This is a genomic window from Actinomadura sp. KC345 (assembly GCF_004348515.1).
In the GTDB taxonomy this organism is placed as follows: Bacteria; Actinomycetota; Actinomycetes; order Streptosporangiales; family Streptosporangiaceae; genus Spirillospora.
The window spans coordinates 17,644-34,870 of record NZ_SMKH01000004.1 but is presented as its reverse complement, the minus strand read 5'-3'; the positions used below and the strand labels follow the sequence as shown (position 1 = coordinate 34,870).

15 protein-coding genes are annotated in these 17,227 nt (G+C 74.9%); 9 read left to right on the top strand and 6 right to left on the bottom strand.

The annotated features are described in order from the left end of the window. Positions 1 to 21 precede the first annotated feature (21 nt). The 4 genes from E1281_RS01310 to E1281_RS01295 are packed head-to-tail and all read right to left on the bottom strand — an operon-like array spanning position 22 to position 5,082. Positions 22 to 1,074, bottom strand: coding sequence for an acyl-CoA dehydrogenase family protein (locus E1281_RS01310; protein WP_131875238.1), 1,053 nt, complete (start codon positions 1,072 to 1,074; stop codon positions 22 to 24). Further along, the gene (locus E1281_RS01305) at positions 1,071 to 2,300 is read right to left on the bottom strand and encodes an acyl-CoA dehydrogenase family protein (protein ID WP_131875237.1); all 1,230 of its coding nucleotides are present in this window, start codon (positions 2,298 to 2,300) and stop codon (positions 1,071 to 1,073) included. The genes E1281_RS01310 and E1281_RS01305 overlap by 4 nt, the downstream gene beginning before the upstream one ends. Continuing rightward, positions 2,297 to 4,279, bottom strand: coding sequence for an acetate--CoA ligase family protein (locus E1281_RS01300; RefSeq protein ID WP_131875236.1), 1,983 nt, complete (start codon positions 4,277 to 4,279; stop codon positions 2,297 to 2,299). The genes E1281_RS01305 and E1281_RS01300 overlap by 4 nt, the downstream gene beginning before the upstream one ends. Then, entirely contained in the window at positions 4,276 to 5,082 is an 807-nt protein-coding gene (locus E1281_RS01295) for an enoyl-CoA hydratase/isomerase family protein (RefSeq protein ID WP_131875235.1), read from the bottom strand. The genes E1281_RS01300 and E1281_RS01295 overlap by 4 nt, the downstream gene beginning before the upstream one ends. 143 nt (positions 5,083 to 5,225) lie before the next feature. Here E1281_RS01295 and E1281_RS01290 point away from each other — a divergent pair, with 143 nt between their 5' ends. Further along, complete coding sequence (locus tag E1281_RS01290) at positions 5,226 to 6,110, top strand: LysR family transcriptional regulator (RefSeq protein ID WP_131875234.1); 885 nt, start codon at positions 5,226 to 5,228, stop codon at positions 6,108 to 6,110. Here E1281_RS01290 and E1281_RS01285 read toward each other — a convergent pair. Together E1281_RS01285 and E1281_RS01280 are read right to left on the bottom strand one after the other, a co-directional pair. Next, positions 6,045 to 6,929, bottom strand: a complete 885-nt coding sequence (locus tag E1281_RS01285) for a LysR family transcriptional regulator (protein ID WP_131875233.1) — start codon at positions 6,927 to 6,929, stop codon at positions 6,045 to 6,047. The genes E1281_RS01290 and E1281_RS01285 overlap by 66 nt on opposite strands. 16 nt (positions 6,930 to 6,945) lie before the next feature. Beyond that, complete coding sequence (locus tag E1281_RS01280) at positions 6,946 to 7,698, bottom strand: crotonase/enoyl-CoA hydratase family protein (RefSeq protein ID WP_243716457.1); 753 nt, start codon at positions 7,696 to 7,698, stop codon at positions 6,946 to 6,948. A 203-nt stretch (positions 7,699 to 7,901) separates the two neighbouring features. On the opposite strand from E1281_RS01280, the gene E1281_RS01275 reads away from it, so the two are divergent. The 8 genes from E1281_RS01275 to E1281_RS01240 all read left to right on the top strand — a co-directional run bounded on the left by E1281_RS01275 (position 7,902) and on the right by E1281_RS01240 (position 17,223). Beyond that, a complete protein-coding gene (locus E1281_RS01275; protein WP_165958737.1) occupies positions 7,902 to 8,999 on the top strand; it encodes an ABC transporter substrate-binding protein in 1,098 nt (365 codons plus the stop codon). Positions 9,000 to 9,196: 197 nt separating this feature from the next. After that, positions 9,197 to 9,976: an SDR family NAD(P)-dependent oxidoreductase gene (locus tag E1281_RS01270; protein ID WP_165958736.1), complete on the top strand. Its 780-nt coding sequence runs from the start codon at positions 9,197 to 9,199 to the stop codon at positions 9,974 to 9,976. Then, the gene (locus E1281_RS01265) at positions 9,976 to 11,334 is read left to right on the top strand and encodes an adenylosuccinate lyase family protein (protein WP_207943033.1); all 1,359 of its coding nucleotides are present in this window, start codon (positions 9,976 to 9,978) and stop codon (positions 11,332 to 11,334) included. The genes E1281_RS01270 and E1281_RS01265 overlap by 1 nt, the downstream gene beginning before the upstream one ends. Then, positions 11,331 to 12,290 (top strand): thiamine pyrophosphate-dependent dehydrogenase E1 component subunit alpha, encoded by a 960-nt coding sequence (locus E1281_RS01260; RefSeq protein WP_131875229.1) that lies wholly within the window; start codon positions 11,331 to 11,333, stop codon positions 12,288 to 12,290. The genes E1281_RS01265 and E1281_RS01260 overlap by 4 nt, the downstream gene beginning before the upstream one ends. Then, positions 12,283 to 13,305, top strand: coding sequence for a transketolase C-terminal domain-containing protein (locus tag E1281_RS01255; RefSeq protein WP_243716453.1), 1,023 nt, complete (start codon positions 12,283 to 12,285; stop codon positions 13,303 to 13,305). Before E1281_RS01260 ends, E1281_RS01255 begins: the two co-directional genes overlap by 8 nt. 45 nt (positions 13,306 to 13,350) lie before the next feature. Further along, positions 13,351 to 14,340, top strand: coding sequence for a sugar ABC transporter substrate-binding protein (locus E1281_RS01250; protein ID WP_131875228.1), 990 nt, complete (start codon positions 13,351 to 13,353; stop codon positions 14,338 to 14,340). Positions 14,341 to 14,378: 38 nt separating this feature from the next. Continuing rightward, positions 14,379 to 15,968 carry a sugar ABC transporter ATP-binding protein gene (locus E1281_RS01245; protein ID WP_131875227.1) on the top strand — a complete coding sequence of 530 codons (1,590 nt, stop codon included), beginning with the start codon at positions 14,379 to 14,381 and terminating at the stop codon, positions 15,966 to 15,968. After that, a complete protein-coding gene (locus E1281_RS01240) occupies positions 15,958 to 17,223 on the top strand; it encodes an ABC transporter permease (protein WP_207943032.1) in 1,266 nt (421 codons plus the stop codon). Before E1281_RS01245 ends, E1281_RS01240 begins: the two co-directional genes overlap by 11 nt. Positions 17,224 to 17,227: the final 4 nt, after the last annotated feature.

Here is a 17,227-nt window from a genome sequence, read left to right as displayed (position 1 = left end):
CCCCAAGAGCCTACCAAGGTTTTACTCAGTCGAATCGGATTGCGGAGTCACCCCGGTGAGTGCGGCCGCGACCTGCGCACGGTGGTGGGCGGCCGTGCCCAGCAGCAGGGCGCCGACGGTGCAGCGCTTGAAGTAGTGGTGCAGGTCGTGCTCCCAGGTGAAGCCGATGCCGCCGTGCAGGTGGAGGGCCCCGCCGGCGACCTCCTCGGCCGCCTCCGTCGTCCAGGCCATCGTGGTCGCGGCGACGAGGGCGCGGTCGCCGGCGCCGGTCTCCAGGGCGTCCGCCAGCTCCAGCACCATCGAACGCATGGACTCGACCTGGACCAGCATGCTCGCGCACCGGTGCTTGACGGCCTGCCTGCCGGCGATCGGCATGCCGAACTGGACCCTCTGGGCGGTGTACTCGACGGTGGTGTCGAGCAGCCAGGTCGCCAGTCCCAGCAGCGTCGCGCCGTGCAGGGCCAGCGCGAGCAGGCGCGCCTCCGCGATCACCGAGGCCAGCTCGGCGCCGCAGGCCGGCAGCGGCGTGGCGGGGCAGGCCCGGCAGACCACCCGGGCGAGCGGCTGGGTGGCGTCGAGGCTCTCCAGCGGCTCGACGGTGGCGTCGCTCGTCCGTACCAGCGCGAGCCGGCGGCCTTCCGGCGCCTCCACGGCCGCCACGACGACGTCGGCGACGTCCCCGTCCGGCACGAACGGAAGGGTGCCGTGGACCAGGCCGTCGCGGATCGAGAGCGCGGGGGCGGACCAGGTGCCGTCCTCGGCCGTCAGCCCGTAGGTGGCCAGGCCGGTGACCTCGCCGCCGGCCGGGACGACGAGGGCGTCCGCGACCGAGGCGCTCAGGAACGGCAGGGGAGCGGCGGCCCGGCCCAGGGCCTCGGCGACCAGGCACGCGGTGACCACGTCCCCCGCTCCGGCCGGTTCGAGGAGCCCGTTGGCCACCAGCTCGGACCAGAGCCCGGCGTCGAACCTCCGGGGCCCCGGCGCGCGGCGCAGCCGCTCCAGCGGGTCCCGCTTGCGCAGCAGGGCGCCGACGCTCTCGGCGAAGTCCCTCTGCTCGCTGGACGCCAGTTTCATGCGTTCCCTCCCTGGGAGCCGGTGAACTCGCGCCAGGAGACGGTCCTGCTCGGGTCCGCTCCGCGCGGCATGCCGAGGGCGCGCTCGGCGATCTGGTCGCGGAGCACCTCCGAGGTGCCGCCGGCGATGGTCTTCGGCTGCACGCGCAGGAAGGCCCAGGCGTCGTACGAGCGGGCGCGGTCGCCGGGGGCGTGGGCCACCGCGCCGAGGCCGGAGCCGCCGAGGATGCCGCGCTGGAGGCGCTTGGTGTGCTCGGCCTGCAGGACCTTGTTGTACGGCGTGCCGTTCGCCACCGGAGGCAGCCCCTCCGAACGGTGGAGGGCGTTGCGCCGGTTGTTCAGCGCGATCGCCTGGGACTCGACGTACAGGCGCACGACCGCGTCGGCCTGCACCGGGTCGGCTCCCGGCAGGCGTTCGGCGACGAGTTCGTCGACGGTGCGGCCGACGACGGAGCCGGGGGTGGCGGCGCCCGCCCCCGAACCGGCCACGCGCTCCAGCTGGAGCACCGCGCGCACGATCTCCCAGCCCTGGCCGGGTCCGCCCAGGCGGTACCGGTCGGGCACCACGACGTCGTCGAGGGTGACCTCGAAGAACTCCGCGTCGCCGGTCATCTGGAGGATCGGCCGGACCTGGACGCCTGGCGTGGAGAGGTCCACGAGGAAGCAGGTCAGCCCGGCGTGCTTGGGCACGTCGATGTCGGTGCGGGCGACCGCGAGGCCCCAGCCGGCCCGGTCGGCGCGGCTGGTCCACGTCTTGCGGCCCGTGAGGCGCCACCCGTCGCCGTCGCGGCGGGCGCGGGTCCGGACCGAGGCCAGGTCGGAACCGGCCTCCGGCTCGCTGAAGAGCTGGCACCAGAGCACCTCGTTGCGGGCGATCGGGGGGAGCAGCTCGGCGGCGACGCCGTCGTCGGCGAACCTGAGGATCGCGGGTCCGACCCAGCCCGTGCCGATGGCGCTGTCCACCGTCCCCACCCGCCAGCGGGCGAGGGTCCGGCGGACGTCGACCGCCTCGTCCGCGGGCAGCGCGCGTCCGCCCAGGCGGGCCGGCCACTCCGGGACGAGCCAGCCGTCGGCCGCGAGGGTGCGGACGAGATCGGCGGTCAGGCCGGCGTCGAGCCCGGCGAGGTAGTCGGCCAGCCCCTCGCGGTCGCCGCCGTCGACCAGCTCGCTCCAGCGCGCGGGCAGCACCCGCCGCAGCAGCTCCTCGAGCCGCGCCGCGGCGCTCATCGCACGACCCTGGCGTCCAGGGCGACGATCCGGCCGTCGACCACCCCGAGCGGGTTGCACTCGACGAGCGCGGCACCGGTGCGGCCGGCGAGGCCGGCGAGGGCGAACGCCGCCTCGGCCAGCCCCGCCGCCAGTCCGCCGTACCGTCCCGGCACGCGGCCGAACAGCTCGGCCGCGAGCCTGCGGGCGAAGTGCTCGGCTCCGAGGGCCGCCGGCATGGCGACCGTACGGTCCAGCAGCTCGACGTGGGCGCCGCCGAGGCCCGCCGACACGACCAGCCCCCACTGGGGATCGCGCCGGACGCCGGCGAACAGCTCCATCGACGTGCGGAGCTGGCGCGCCACGATGAGCGGGACACCGCTTGCGAGGAGCTCGGCGGCGGCCTCGGGAGCATTGGCCGCGGTGACGTCGAGCCGGACCCCGCCGGCGCGTGCCTTGTGGACGCCGGCCGCGACGTCGGACTTGAGGACGACCGGCCAGCCGAGATCGTCGCCGAGCGCCGTCACCTCGGCGGCCGTGGCCGCGGCGCCCCAGCCGGCCACCGCCACACCGGCGCCGGCGACGAGCCGGAGGCTCTCGGACGCGGTCGGGTCGGAGCCCAGGGAGCCGGGGGAGCCCGCGCGGCCGGGGTCGGCGGCGACCGGCCGCGGCCCGGCGGTCCCGCTCCACCTCGGCGGCGCGCAGGACGCGAGGACCCGGCACGCCGAGTCGAGGTCGGGGAGGACGACCTCGCCGCCCTCGATGCGCGGTCTGACGTCGGCCGGTTCCCGGTCGAGCACGGCCACGGCCGTGGGCGGCACGGCGCCGGCGTGCGCGCCCGCGGCGGCGGCCTGGTCCTCGCGGCCGATCACGACGACGAGATCGACCTCGCCGCTCTCGCGCAGCGTCGTGCAGACCTTCCCGAGCGTCGCGTCGTCGCCGATCGTCTGCGCGGTCACGTCGACGGGGTTGCGCGGGGAGGCGATGTCCGGCAGGTGTGCCATCAGGCGCTCCCGGAGGCCGGCGCTGAGGACCGGGACCTCGAGGCCGGCGCCGCTGAGCAGGTCGGCGGCGACGACGCCGGCTCCGCCGGAGCCCGTCACGATGCCGGCACGCCGCCCGGCCGCGCGGCCCATCAGGGAGAGGCCGAGCCCGGCGAGCACGAGCTCGCGGTCGGAGCCGGCGAGCGCGGCACCGTACGCCTCGAACAGCTCGCGGGTCACCGCGGCGTCCGCGCTCACCGCCGCGGTGTGGGAGGCGGCCGCGGTGGAGCCGGCCTCGGAGAGGCCGCCGAGCAGGCACACGACCGGCACGCCGCGGCGCTCCGCGTCGGCCAGCAGCGCCTGCAGCGCGCCGGCGTCGCGGACCCCCTCCAGGTACAGCATGAGGACGCGGGGCTCGGCCGCGTCGAGGACGCCCCGGGCCAGGGTGCAGGCGTCCAGGTGGACCTCGTTGCCGCTGCCGATGAAGCCGTCGAGGTGGAGGCCGTACCGGGCGGCCGCCGTGACGACGCGGGCGCCGAACGCGCCGCTCTGGGACACGAGGAACGCGCCGCTCCCGTGCCGGCAGTCGACGAGGCTGTCGAAGGCCTGGGCGAAGGTCAGCAGCGCGCGGTCGGGCGCGTGGTAGAGCCCGACGGTGTTCGGGCCCAGGACGACGGTGCCCCGGATGGTGGTCAGCGAGCCGCCGCCGGTCTCCTCGAAGCCGGAGGCGAACACGACCGCGAACGCGGCGCGCCCGTCGATCCGGTCGAGCACCTCCTGTGCCGCCGCGGCCGGCACGCAGAGCAGCGCGACGTCCACGTCCCGGTCGAGGCCGTCCCGCGGGCCGGGCGTCAGCACCTCGCCCCCGAACCGCGCGTCGCGCAGGTGCCGCAGGGTGCGGGCGCCGAGACCCGACTCCCGCGAGGTGCCGCCGATCACGGCGACGGTGGCGGGGGAGAGCAGGGGGCGCAGGTCGGGGACCGCCGGGCCGGGCCGGCCCGGCGCGTCCGCGCTCATCGGAGCTCCGCCGGGACGCGGGTGTGCTTGGTGGTGCCCCACTCGGGCGCGCGCTTCTGCTTGAAGGCCGCGATGCCCCGCAGGGTCTCGCCGCAGGTGCGGATCCAGGTCAGGGTGCGGCGCTCGCGGTTGTACGCCGCGACCCGGTCGGTCGACTCCAGGAACTCGTACATGAGCCGCTTGGTCGCCGTCATCGACACCGGCGCGCAGCGCTCGGCCATGTCGGCCGCGAGGCCGACGGCGACGTCGAGGACGTCCTCCGGCGCGGCGAGGTGGGTCGCCAGGCCGCGCCGCTCGAACTCGGCGCCGTCGATCGTGCGGCCGGTCAGCAGCAGGTCCATCGCGACGCCGAACCCCGCCAGCCGGGGAAGGAGCCAGGTCGAGCCGCGGTCGGGCATGATGCCGACGCGGTTGAAGGAGAAGGCCAGGCGGGCCGAGTCGGCCACGACGCGGATGTCGGCCTGCATCGCCCAGGTGAGGCTCACGCCGATCGCGTCGCCGTTGATTGCCGCGATGATCGGCGTGCTCAGGTTCCACGGCGCCTTCTCCGGCTCGGTCAGGGTCTCGACGCCGTGGGTGTTCTCGTCGCGCCAGTTCATGTCGAGGTCCGCGCCGACGCCGAAGTGCCCGCCGCGCCCGCTCACCACGATCACCGACACCTCCGGGTCGGCGTCGAAGGCGACCAGCGCCTCCTGGAGCTGGAGGGCCATCAGCGGGGTGTAGGAGTTGCGGCGGTCCGGGCGGTCCAGGAAGGCCAGGCCGACGCGGCCCCTCCGCTCGACGGTGACGTGACGTTCGGTCATGGATGCTCCGCTGTTCTGCGAGTCGCGTGCGCGGTACGGGATGTCTCGGCTTCCCACCTTCGCCGGGCGGGAGGCATATGCGCAAAGACCTCTTGTTCGCAGGTCCCATCGGTGTCTCCTATGTCCGGCTAGGGTGAGCGCCCATGGACCTCCGGACGCTGCGCTACTTCGTCGCGGTCGTCGACGAGGGCGGTATGACCCAGGCCGCGCGGGCACTCTTCGTGAGCCAGCCGTCCCTCTCCCTGGCGATGCGGCAGCTTGAGGACGAGCTGGGCGTGCGGCTCTTCGACCGGTCCGGGCGGCGCGCCGTCCCCACGGCCGACGGCGCGCGGCTGGTCTCCCTGGCGCGCCAGGTGATCGCCGAGGCCGACGGCGCCCGGGAACGGGTCCGGCAGGTCAGCGACCTGGAGGTCGGGCGGCTGGTCGTCGCGACGTCGACCACGCTCGCGGTGCATCCGCTGACCCCGCTCGTCGCGGCGCTGCGCGGGCGGCATCCCGGCCTCGAAGTCCACGTCCGGGACGCGAGCACCGCGGCCGGGATTTTCGACCGGGTGCGCTCGGGCGAGGCCGAGCTGGGCGTGGCCGACGTCCCGCCCCCGGACGCGGGATGGGGCCGGTGCGACCTCGGCGCCGAGGAGATCGTGCTGGCGGCGAGCCCCGGGTTCGCCGCGGGACTGCCGGACCCGGTCGCGCGGGCGCGCGTCGCGGGCCTCGACCTCGGCGTGGTTCCCGCCGACCTCGACTCCGCGAGCGCCGCCGCGGCGGCCGCGGCGTCGATGGCGGGCCGCGTCCGGGCCCGGTGCGCCCACCGGGCGATGCTGTGGGAACTGGTCAGGGACGGAACGGTCGCGACGTTCGTCGGCCGGGACACGGCGAACGCCGTCATGCCCTGGGCGGCACTCCGCTCCCTGGACCCGCCGCTGTGGCGGGACGTCTCCCTGATCTGGCGCGAGCAGGCGCTGTCACCGGCCGGCGCCGCCCTCGTCGAGCTCGCCCGCGGCCGCGACGAACCCCCGCGCGACCGGTGAGAGGCGGACCGGGTCGAAGACCAGCCCGACCGACTGGGTGAACGGCGGCTCCAGCGGCCGCACGTGCGCGCCGGCGGCCGCCGCGTCCGCGGCGAGCCGAGGGCCGACGATCGTGGCGCCCACCCCGGCCAGCATCAGCGAGGTCCGGGCCTCGCGCTGGTCGGCGACCACGGCGGCCGACAGGGGGGTCCGGGCCGTGGCGCGCTCCAGGGCCGAGTTGCGGCCCGCCGCGACGAGCACGGTCGGCACGGCGGACAGCTCCCGCATCGTGACCCGCTCGTCCGGGACGTCCCCGGCCCGCGGGGGGAAGGCGACCTGCCACCCCCACGAGCCGATGGGCAGCACGGTCAGCGCGTCGTCCACCGGCGGGGACACGGGCAGCCGGGTGCAGACGATCTCCACGGTGCCGCCGGTCAGGACCTCGGCCACCGCGTCCTCGCGGTCGAGGTCGCGCACCCGGATCGCGCGTCCCGGCGCGGTGCCGAGCCACGCCGAGACGAGCGAGGAGAACGGGCCGCTGACCACGGTCGACAGCGCCGCGAGCTCCAGCCGGCCGCCCCTGCCGCGTGCGGCCAGGGTCTCCCCGGCCTGCTCGCAGTCGCGCAGGATCCGGCGCGCCGGCCCGACCAGGGCGTGCCCGGCGGGCGTCGGCGACATCCCGCGGCCGACGCGGTGGAACAGCTGTGCCGCGAGCTCCTGCTCCAGGGCGCGGACCGCGGCCGACACCGTCGACTGCCGGACGCCGAGCCGCGCCGCGGCGGCCGTCGCGCTGCCGGTGTCGCGGACGCTCAGGAACGCCCGCAGCTGGTGGAGCTCCACGGCGGCAGCCTAGCGCTCAGCGGCCGGTCCAGTCGGCCGGCCGCTTCTCGGTGAAGGCGCGGGCGCCCTCCTGCGCGTCGTCCGAGGCGAACACCTCGTCGACGTACGGACGCTGGCGGGCGAACCGCTCCTCGCGGGGCCACGCGCGGGACTCGACGATGATCCGCTTGCTCGCGGCGACCGCCAGCGGCCCGTTGGCGGCGATCGTCCGGGCGAGGCCGAGCGCGGCGTCGAGCGCTCCTCCCTCGTCCGTCAGCGTGCTGACCAGGCCGAGGGCGTGCAACCGCTCGGCGCCCACCGGGTCGCCGGTCAGCGCCAGCTCCATGGCGACGACCTCGGGCAGCCGGTCCGGCAGGCGGTGCAGGCCGCCGGCCGCGGCGACCAGGCCGCGCTTCACCTCGGGGATGCCGAACCGCGCCGTCGACGCCGCCACGACCAGGTCGCAGGCGAGCACGAGCTCGAAGCCGCCGGCCAGCGCCCACCCCTCCACCGCGGCGATGAGCGGCTTGCGGGGCGGTGCCTCCGTCACGCCGCCGAAGCCGCGTCCCGGGACGCTCGGCCGCTCGCCGCGCAGGAAGCCCTTGAGGTCCATGCCCGCGCAGAAGCTGCCTCCGCTGCCGGTGATCACGGCGAGGCGCAGGTCCGGTTCGTCGTCGAGCCGGTCGAGCGCGGCGGCGATGAGCCGCGCCATGGCCTGGGTCATGGCGTTCTTCGCGTGCGGCCGGTCGAGCGTGATGACCAGCACGCCCTCCCGGTCCTCGACGAGCACCCCGGGTGCCTCGTGCGCGTCGGCCGCCGCGGGCGGGGGCGTGGTGTCGTGGGCGTCGCTCACAAGTGATCTCCTCCTGGGCGAATGCGGGCCGAACGTCGGCGCAGGTCTTGACAGACCAGTGATCGTGGTCACAGGATTGCATACAGTGGAATAAAATTCCATTGGAAGAAATGAACGATGGAACAAGGAGATGTGCCACGATGTCGCGACTTCCCGCCCGTACGGCGACCGCCGCCGCGTCCGCACTGCTGGTGCTGTCGGGGACCCTGACCGCCTGCGCCAACCCCCAGAGCGGCGACACCGGGTCGGACAAGAAGTCGGCGTCGGAGATCTGCCCGACCGCGGACACCAAGGGCACGATCAAGATCGGCATGAGCTCCCCGCTGGCCGTGTTCGCGCCGCTCCTGCTCGGGATCGAGACCGGGGCGTTCGGCAAGGCCGGCATCGACGTCGAGATCGAGAAGATCCCGAGCGCCGAATCGCTGCCGCTGGTCGCCCGCGGCCAGCTCGACGCGCAGATGACCTCGCTGAGCTCGGCCCACTTCAACACGCTGAAGGACGGGGTCGACGTCCGCTGGATCGTGCCGATGGACAAGCAGCAGAAGATCCCGGCCGGCACCCCGGTGCCCGGCTACTGGTCCCGCAAGGACGTCGTCGGCAGCGCCACCTCCCCCGACCTCTCCAAGCTCAAGGGCGCCGACGTCGCCACGCCCACCGGCGGCACCGGCGTGAGCGGCCTGATCCTCGACAACGCGCTGAAGAAGACGGGCCTGGGCATCAACGACGTCAAGCTCTCGTCGCCGCTGGTCGGCCCCGACGCCCTGAACGGACTCGCGAACGGCGCGGTCTCGGCCGCCTGGATCTCGGCTCCGCTGGAGGTCGAGGCCGCCAAGAACCCCGACCTCGTCCCGATCGCGGGCTACGAACCGGGCGTGACCGGCACCGCCATCATGGCCGGCCGGACGCTCCTCGACCGGCCCGAGGTCGCCGTCAAGTTCACCCAGGTGCTCAGCCAGGTCACCGCGAAGTACCTCGACGGCGACTACCGCAAGGACCCCGAGACGGTGCGGCTGCTCGCGGCGGCCGAGGAGGTCGACGAGTCCACGATCAAGGAATCGGCGCTCCTCGTCTTCCAGCCCGAGTTCTCGATGGACGGAACGGAGAAGTTCGCGGACGACCTGCAGGCGTTCTCCCTCAAGCGGGGCGAGCTGGAGTACGAGGAGCCGCTCGACTCCGCCGACCTCATCGACACCCGGATCACCGAAGCCGCGTCCAGCTGCGACTCCGCCGTCGGCTGAGCACGGACGCCCCACCGCCCCACGTCGGAAGCACCCCGCCCTGCGGGTGACCGGGCCGGCGCTGCCGCAGGTCGAACGGTCGCGCGAGACACGCGCAGCCGCCACCGACCGAGCGGGCAGTGCCGGCCCGGGTCTTGTTCCGGGGTGGTTCCGTAGGTTACGGTGCTGTGGCAGTCAATCGATTGAACGGAGACAACGTGACCGTGGAGCTGGCTCTCACCGGGCGCCGGATCCTGGTGACCGGCGCGGCCGGGGGCCTCGGGTGCGCGGTGCTGGAGCGCCTCGCCGCCTGCGGTGCCCGGGTCGCGGCGGCCGACCTGCGCGAGGACGAGGACGCCGCGGCGGCCGGCGGACCCGGCCGGGACGGCGCGGCCGTACCGCTGGCGGCCGACCTCGCCGACCCCGAGCAGGCCCGCGCGCTGCCCGGACGGGCGGCCGAGGCGCTCGGCGGGCTGGACGGGTTGGTCAACTGCGCGGGCGCCATGCAGACCAAGGAGCTGGCCGGGCTCACGCCGCAGGAGTGGGGGCGGATCATCGATCTCAATCTGACCTCGGTGTTCCACGTCACGCAGCGGTCCGCGGCGCTGATGGACGGCGGCGGGGCGATCGTCACGCTGGCGTCGGTCGCCGCGCGGTCGGGCCGGCCGGACGCGGCGCACTACGCGGCGTCCAAGGCGGCGCTGCTGTCGCTGACCAAGTCGGCGGCGCTGGCGTACGGCCCGGAGATCAGGGTCAACGCGGTCTGCCCGGGGGTGTTCATGACATCGATGTGGGAGGGGATCATCGCCGAGCGCGAGCGCAGGTTCGGCGCCGGCGCGGGCCGGGCGTACCTGGACCGGGTCACCGCCACGACCGCGCTCAAGCGGGACGGGCGCCCCGAGGAGCTGGCCGACGTGGTGGCGTTCCTGCTCAGCGACCTCGCCTCGTACGTGACCGGCCAGGCGATCAACGTCGACGGCGGACTGGAGATGGACTGATGCAGGGGCACTCCTTCCGGCTGCTGTCCGCGCTCTACCGCGACGACCCGATGGTGGGCATCTGGTCGCCGGAGGACACCGTCGCCGCCTGGCTGCGGGCCGAGTCCGCGCTGGCCCAGGCGCAGGCGGACGCGGGCCTGCTGACGCGGGAGGACGCCGAGGCCATCAGCGCGGCGTGCCGCCCGGACCTGATCGACATGGAGCGGCTGTGGGAGGGGGCCCGCACCGTCGGCTACCCGATCCTGCCGCTGGTTCGCCAGATCGCCGGCCGCCTGCCGCAGGGACCGGACGGGCGGGTGCACTACGGCGCCACGACCCAGGACGTCATGGACACCGCGCTGGCCCTCCAGCTCGTCCGGTCCTGCGACCGGCTGATCGAGCTGGCGGTGGCGTTCGGGGACGGGCTGGCCGCGCTGACCGGCGCGCACGCCAAGGTGGTGATGGCCGCGCGCACCCACGCGCAGCAGGCGGTCCCGACGACGTTCGGCGCCAAGACGGCGGTGTTCCTCGCGGAGGTGGCCCGCGAGGTCGCCGAGGTCCGCCGGGTGCGCTCCGAGGTGGGCGTGGTGTCGCTGTTCGGCGCGGGCGGCACCAACGCGGCCATGGGCGAGGACGGAGCACGGGTGCGCGGCGGGGTCGCGCGGCGGCTCGGGCTCGCCGACACCGAGGTCCCGTGGCATGTGGCGCGGGACCGGATCGCCCGGTTCGGCCAGGTCTGCTCGCTGCTCGCCGCCACCTGCGTGCGGTTCGCCCGGGAGGTCGTCGACCTGTCCCGGACGGAGATCGGGGAGGTCGCCGAGGAGGACGGGCACCACCGGGGCGCGTCGTCCACGATGCCGCAGAAGGTCAACCCGATCTACTCCGAGGCCGTGATCGGCTACGGCGTCTCGGCGTCCGGGACGGCCGCGCTGCTGGGACGGGCGATGGAGGCCGGGCACGAGCGCAGCGCGGGGGAGTGGCAGATCGAGTGGCTCGCGGTGCCGCAGGTCGCCGAGCACACCGCCGCCGCGGTCCGGCTGGCCGGCGAGACGGCGGGCTCGCTGCGGGTCTTCCCGGAGCGGATGCGCGCCAACGTGTCGCTCGACGGCGGCCTGCTGATGAGCGAGGCCCTGATGATGCGGCTCGCCCCGGCGCTCGGCCGCGAGCGGGCGCACGACCTGGTGTACGCGGCCGCGGCGCGGGTCCGGGCCGAGGGCGGCGACCTGGTCGCGACGTGCGTGCGCGACCTCCCCGCGGACGTGCGTGCGCGGATCGGATCGCTGCCGCTGGACCCGTCCGGCTACGTGGGCGAGGCGATGTCGGCGGCCGCGGGCGCGCTGCGCGAGTGGAAGACCGTACGCGACGAGGGAGGAGAATGATGGACACGCAGCGGCGGCTCGCCGACCTGCACGCCATGTGGCGCATCCGCGCGCTGGAGGAGAAGGTGCGCGAGCTGCGGGTCGGCGCCGAGGGCGCGATCGTGGGGTCCGTGCACCTGAGCATCGGCCAGGAGGCCGGGCCGGTGGGCGCCTGCACCGAGCTCGGGCCGGACGACGCGCTGTTCGCGACATACCGGGGGCACGGGTGGGCGCTCGCCCGCGGTGTCCCCGCCGAGGGGATCCTCGCCGAGTGTGCGGGGCGCGCCACGGGCGTCAACGGGGGCCGGGGCGGGTCGGCGTACTTCACCGCGCCCGAGCACGGCTTCCACGGCGAGAACTCGATCGTCGGGGCCGGGCTCCCGATCGCGGTGGGCGCCGCGCTGGCCGGGCGCTTCGACGGCGGCGGGCGCGTCGCGCTGACGGTCTGCGGGGACGGCGCGCTCAACCAGGGCGCGTCCCACGAGGCGCTCAACATGGCCGCCGCGTTCGCGCTGCCGGTCGTGTTCGTGTGCGAGAACAACCGCTGGTCCGAGCTGACCGCCATCGAGGAGATGGTCGGCGAGCCGGAGCTGTGGCGCCGCGCCGCCGGCTACGGCATGGCCGGCGAGCGGGTGGACGGCAACGACCCCGGCGCCGTGCGCGCCGCGGTGCGCGGCGCCGTCGCGCGGGCACGCTCCGGCGGCGGGCCGGCGCTGCTGGAGCTGATGACGCAGCGGCTCGCCGGCCACTACATCGGGGACGCCGAGCAGTACCGCGCCCCGGGCGAGCTGGACCGCGCCCGCGAGGAGGAGCCGATCGCCCGGCTGGGCAGGGAGCTGGCGGAGGCCGGCGTCCCCGCCGCCGGGATCGAGGACGCGCGGACGCGCGCCCACGCCGAGATGGAGGAGGCGGCCGCGGCGGCGCTGGCCGCGCCGCTCGCCGACCCCGAGACCGCGAAGGACCACGTCTATGCCTGAGCTCACCACGCATCAGCCCGCCGGCGAGACGCCCGTGGCCGAGACCCGGAAGCTGAAGTACGGCGAGGCGGTCAACGCCGCGCTCGCCCGGGTGCTGGCGGAGGTGCCGGAGACCCTCCTGTACGGCGAGGACGTCGGCAAGCCCGGCGGCGTCTTCGGAGTCACGCGCGGGCTGCGTCGCAGGTTCGGCGACCGCGTGTTCGACACGCCGATCAGCGAGGCCGCGATCCTCGGCAGCGCGGTCGGCGCGGCGCTGATGGGCGCCCGGCCGATCGTCGAGATCATGTGGGCCGACTTCTCGCTGGTCGCGCTGGACCAGCTCGTCAACCAGGCGGCGAACGCCCGGTACGTCTCGCGCGGCGCCGCGCCGGCGCCGATCGTCGTCCGCACCCAGCAGGGCAACGCGCCCGGCGCCTGCGCCCAGCACTCGCAGTCCCTGGAGGCGATGTTCCTGCACGTCCCGGGGCTGCGGCTGGTGATGCCGCGCACCGCGCAGGACGCCCACGACGCCGTGGTCACCGCCGTGCAAACCGACGACCCGGTGATCGTCGTGGAGAACCGGTCGCTGTACTTCGGCGACAAGACCGAGGTCGAGTTGGGCGCCGCGCCGCGGCCGATGGGCTGGTCCCACCTGCGCCGCGCGGGCCGCGACGTCACGGTCGTGAGCTGGGGCGCGGTCACCGGCCAGGCGCTCGGGGCGGCCGAGAGGCTGGCGGCGGACGGGATCGAGGCCGAGGTCGTGGAGCTGACCTGGCTGAACCCGGTCGACATGGACGCGGTGCTGACGAGCCTCGCCCGCACCCGGCGGCTCGCCGTGGTGCACGAGGCCAATGTGACCGGGGGCTTCGGCGGCGAGATCGTCGCGCGGGCGGCGGAGGCCGGGATCGGCCTGGACGCCGCGCCCGTGCGGATCGGCGCCCCGGACGTCCGGATCCCCGCGGCGCCGGTGCTGGCGGAGGCGCTGCTGCCGGCCGCGGAGCCGATCGCGGCGCGGATCGCCGAAATGGCGGCCTGACCGGGCCGCACCCGGTAGTCAATCGTTAGAACGGAGGTGCCGCGCATGGCACGAAGGCACAGGCTGGCGGCCGTTGCGGCCGCATTCACGGCGGTGGCGCTGGCGGCGGGCTGCGGCCAGGCCGGCGAGGCGGAGGATGCGGCCGGCAAGGACGACCTCACCGTCGGGGTGTCCACGCTGGGGGAGAGCTTCCCGTTCCCCGCCGCCGTCACCAAGGGGATCAAGGCCGAGGCCGCCCGGCTCGGCGTCGAGGTGATCGAGCTGGACGCGCAGGGCAAGGCGCAGAAGCAGTCCAGCGACATCCAGGACCTCATCGGCCAGCAACCGGACGGCGTGCTGCTCCTGCCCGTCGACTCCAGCGTGGCCACCGGGATGGTCGACAACCTGAAGCGCGCCGACATCCCGACCGTCGCGGCCGCGTCCCAGGTCGGCGACCCGAAGTCCCGCGAGCTCGACGACGTCTACCCGGACCTGGTCGCCCTCGCGACCCAGAACGAGTACGCCGCCGGGCGCACCGCCGGCGAGCTCGCGCTGGAGGCGCTGCCCGAGGGCGGCCCGATCGCGGTCGTCGAGGGCACGGCCGGGTTCGCGGAGACCCACCAGCGGTACCGCGACTTCGAGGCCCCCGCCAAGGAGAAGGGCGTCGAGCTGGAGGTCGTCGCCCGGCAGCCCGGCGACTGGCTGCCGGAGAAGGCCCAGTCGGCCTGCCAGAACATGCTGGCGGCCAACCCCGAGGTCACGCTGTTCTACGCCGAGAGCGACGACATGGGCGTCGGCTGCGCCAAGGCGGTGAAGGCGGCGGGTTCGGACGCGGTCGTCATCGGGGTCGGCGGCTCCAAGCTCGGCATCGACGGCGTCAAGAGCGGCGACCTGTACGGGACCGTCTGCTACAAGCCCGAGGACCTCGGCGCGCGTGCCATGAAGGTGCTGCACGAGCAGCTCACCGGCGCCAAGAAGCACGACGCCGAGTTCGTCACCTACGACACTCCGGCGATCACCAAGGACAACGTCGGCGAGTGCACGCCGCAATGGTGAGGCCCGCCGCGGCGGGCGCGGGCGCGAAGGAGGGACCGATGGGAGAGGTGTGGGCGGCCGGGGGGCCGGCCGCCGGCGAGCGCGATCCGCTGCTGCTCCTCGACGGCGTCACCAAGACGTTCCCGAACGGGACGCGCGCGCTGCGCGGCGTCTCCCTCACCGTGCGACCGGGAAGCGTGCACGGGCTCGTCGGCGCCAACGGGGCGGGCAAGTCCACCCTTGTCAAGATCATTTCGGGTGCCCATCCGCCGAGCGGCGGCGTGCTGCGCTGGGAGGGCCGGGGCCGCCGCTGGCGCGCCCCCGGCGCCGCCCGGCGGGCCGGGATCGCGACCATCCACCAGCACGTGCCGCTGGTACCCACCCTCAGCGTGATCGAGAACGTCTTCCTCGACCGGTCGGGGGCCTGGCGCATGACCCGCGGCCTGCGCGCGGAGTTCGACGCGCTCGTCGAGCGGCTCGGCTACCCGGTCGACCCGGACGCGGTGGCCGGGGACCTGCCGATCGGCGCGCGGCAGATGGTGTCGGTGCTCCAGTCGCTGGCGGCGGGCGCCCGCCTGGTCGTCATGGACGAGCCCACCGCGTCCCTGTCGGACAAGGAGCGCCGGGTCGTGTTCGACGCCGTGCGGCGGCTGTCGGCGCAGGGCACGGCGTTCCTGTACATCTCGCATTTCTTCGAGGAGATCTTCGAGCTCACCGACCACACGACCGTCATCCGCGACGGCAGGACCGTCCTCGACGAGGCCACCGACGCGATCACCGAGGGCATGCTCGCCCGCGCCGTCACCGGCCGCGAGCTGCTCGCCGTCGAGCGTGCGGGGGCCGCCGGGCCCGACGCGGACGCGCCCGTCGTCCTGCGCGTCGGCGGTCTCTCCTCGGCCGAAGGCGTGCGCGACGTCTCCTTCGAGGTCCGCGCCGGGGAGATCGTCGGCATCGCCGGCCTGCTCGGCTCGGGACGCTCGGAGCTGCTGCGCGCCGTGTTCCGCGACGACCCGTCCGCCTCCGGCACCGTCGCCGTCGGCGGTACCGAGGTGGGGGACTCGGCGAAGGCCGCCGTCGCCGCGGGCGTCGCCTACGTCCCGGAGGACCGCGCCGGCCAGGGGCTGCACGGCGGTCTGCCGCTCTGGCAGAACATCTCCCTCCCCGACATCGCCCGGCTGTCCCGCGGGCGGCTGGTCCCGCGCACCGGCGACGAGCGCGCCCGGGCGGCCCAGGCGGTCGCCGACCTCGGCATCGTGACCGCCGGCGTCGACGCCCTACCGGGCGAGCTGTCCGGCGGCAACGCCCAGAAGGTGGTGTTCGCCAAGTGGATGTACGCCGACACCCGCGTGTGGCTGCTCGACGAGCCCACCGCGGGCGTGGACGTCGGCGCGAAGGCCGACCTGCTGCGGCTGGTCCGCCGGTTCGCGGCTCAGGGCAAGGCGGTCGTCCTCGTGTGCAGCGAGTTCGAGGAGCTGCTGTCGGTCGCCACCCGGCTGCTGGTCGTCCGGGGCGGGCGGATCGTCGCCGAGCGGAGCGCGGTGCAGACCACCGAGGAGGAACTGCTCATGCTGGCCCATGGCCTGCGGGCGCGGCGGCCGGCGCCGCCGGCCGGCCCGAACGAAGAAGAAGAGGTGCCCCGTGAGCACTGAAGCCACATCCGGGCGGCGGCTGCCGCCGGCGTTGCGGCTCGGCAACGCCGGCGTCCTGTACGCCCTCGTCCTGCTGGTCCTCGTCCTGACCTTCGCCGCGCAGGCGCAGGGCAGGGTGTTCTACCTGGGACCGACGAACGTTGCGAACATCCTCGACCAGACGACGCTGATCGGCCTCATGGCGATCACCACCACGCTCGTGTTGATCAGCGGCAACTTCGACCTGTCGGTCGGCGCCGTCGCCGCGCTGGGCGCCTCGGTCTGCCTGAGCCTCGCCGGCACGATCGGATTCTGGCCCGCGCTCTTCGCCGCGCTCGCCACCGGCGCCCTCATCGGGCTCTTCAACGGCGTGGTGGTGCAGTACTTCGGCATCAACGCGTTCATCGTCACGCTGGGGACCATGACGGCGGTGCGCGGGATCGTCCTCATCGTCACCGACGGCCGTACCGTCAGCGCATCCGACGGCGCGGTCCGCGACGGGCTGCGCGCCATCGACGGCGGCTCGTGGATCACCCCGAACCTCTACCTGCTCGCGGGCCTGGCCGTCCTCGCGGTCGGCGGCTGGCGGGCCTTCCGGGCCCGGCGGTGGCGGCCCGCGCGGATACTGGTGCCGCTCCTGGCGGGGGCGGGGCTGGTCGCCGCCTCCCCGGTCGCGATCTTCACGATCGAGATCACCCAGCGCACCCTGTACCTGCTGGCGCTGGCCGCCGTGGCGGCCTGGGTGCTGCGCTACACCACGATCGGCAGGCGGCTGTACGCCAGCGGCGGCAACCCCGAGGCGGCCCGGCTGTCGGGCATCGCGGTCGACCGCTACAAGGTCGTGGCGTTCGTCCTCAACGGGACGGTCGCGTCGCTGGTCGGGGTCCTGTACGCCGCGCGGCTCGGCTCGATCAACCCCAGCGCCCTGACCGGCTTCGAGCTCACCGCGCTGGCCGCCGCGATCCTCGGCGGCACGTCGCTGTTCGGCGGGCTCGGCAGCGTCGGCAAGTCGCTGGTCGGCGCGCTCATCCTGATCACTCTGCGCAACGGGTTCAACATCCTCAACCTCGGCGCGAACTGGCAGGGCCTGGTCGAGGGTATCGTCCTGATCGTCGCCGCCGGGGTGTACACGATCTCGCTCCGGCGCGGCCGGACCCGGCGGATCAGGGAGGCCGAGCCGGCCGCCCCGGACGAAGCCGAGCCCGATCCGCCGCCCCCGCCTGAGAAACTGGCGGCCTCCGCGCACGGAGGCGCGGCCGACCGGAAGGACGGGTGAGACG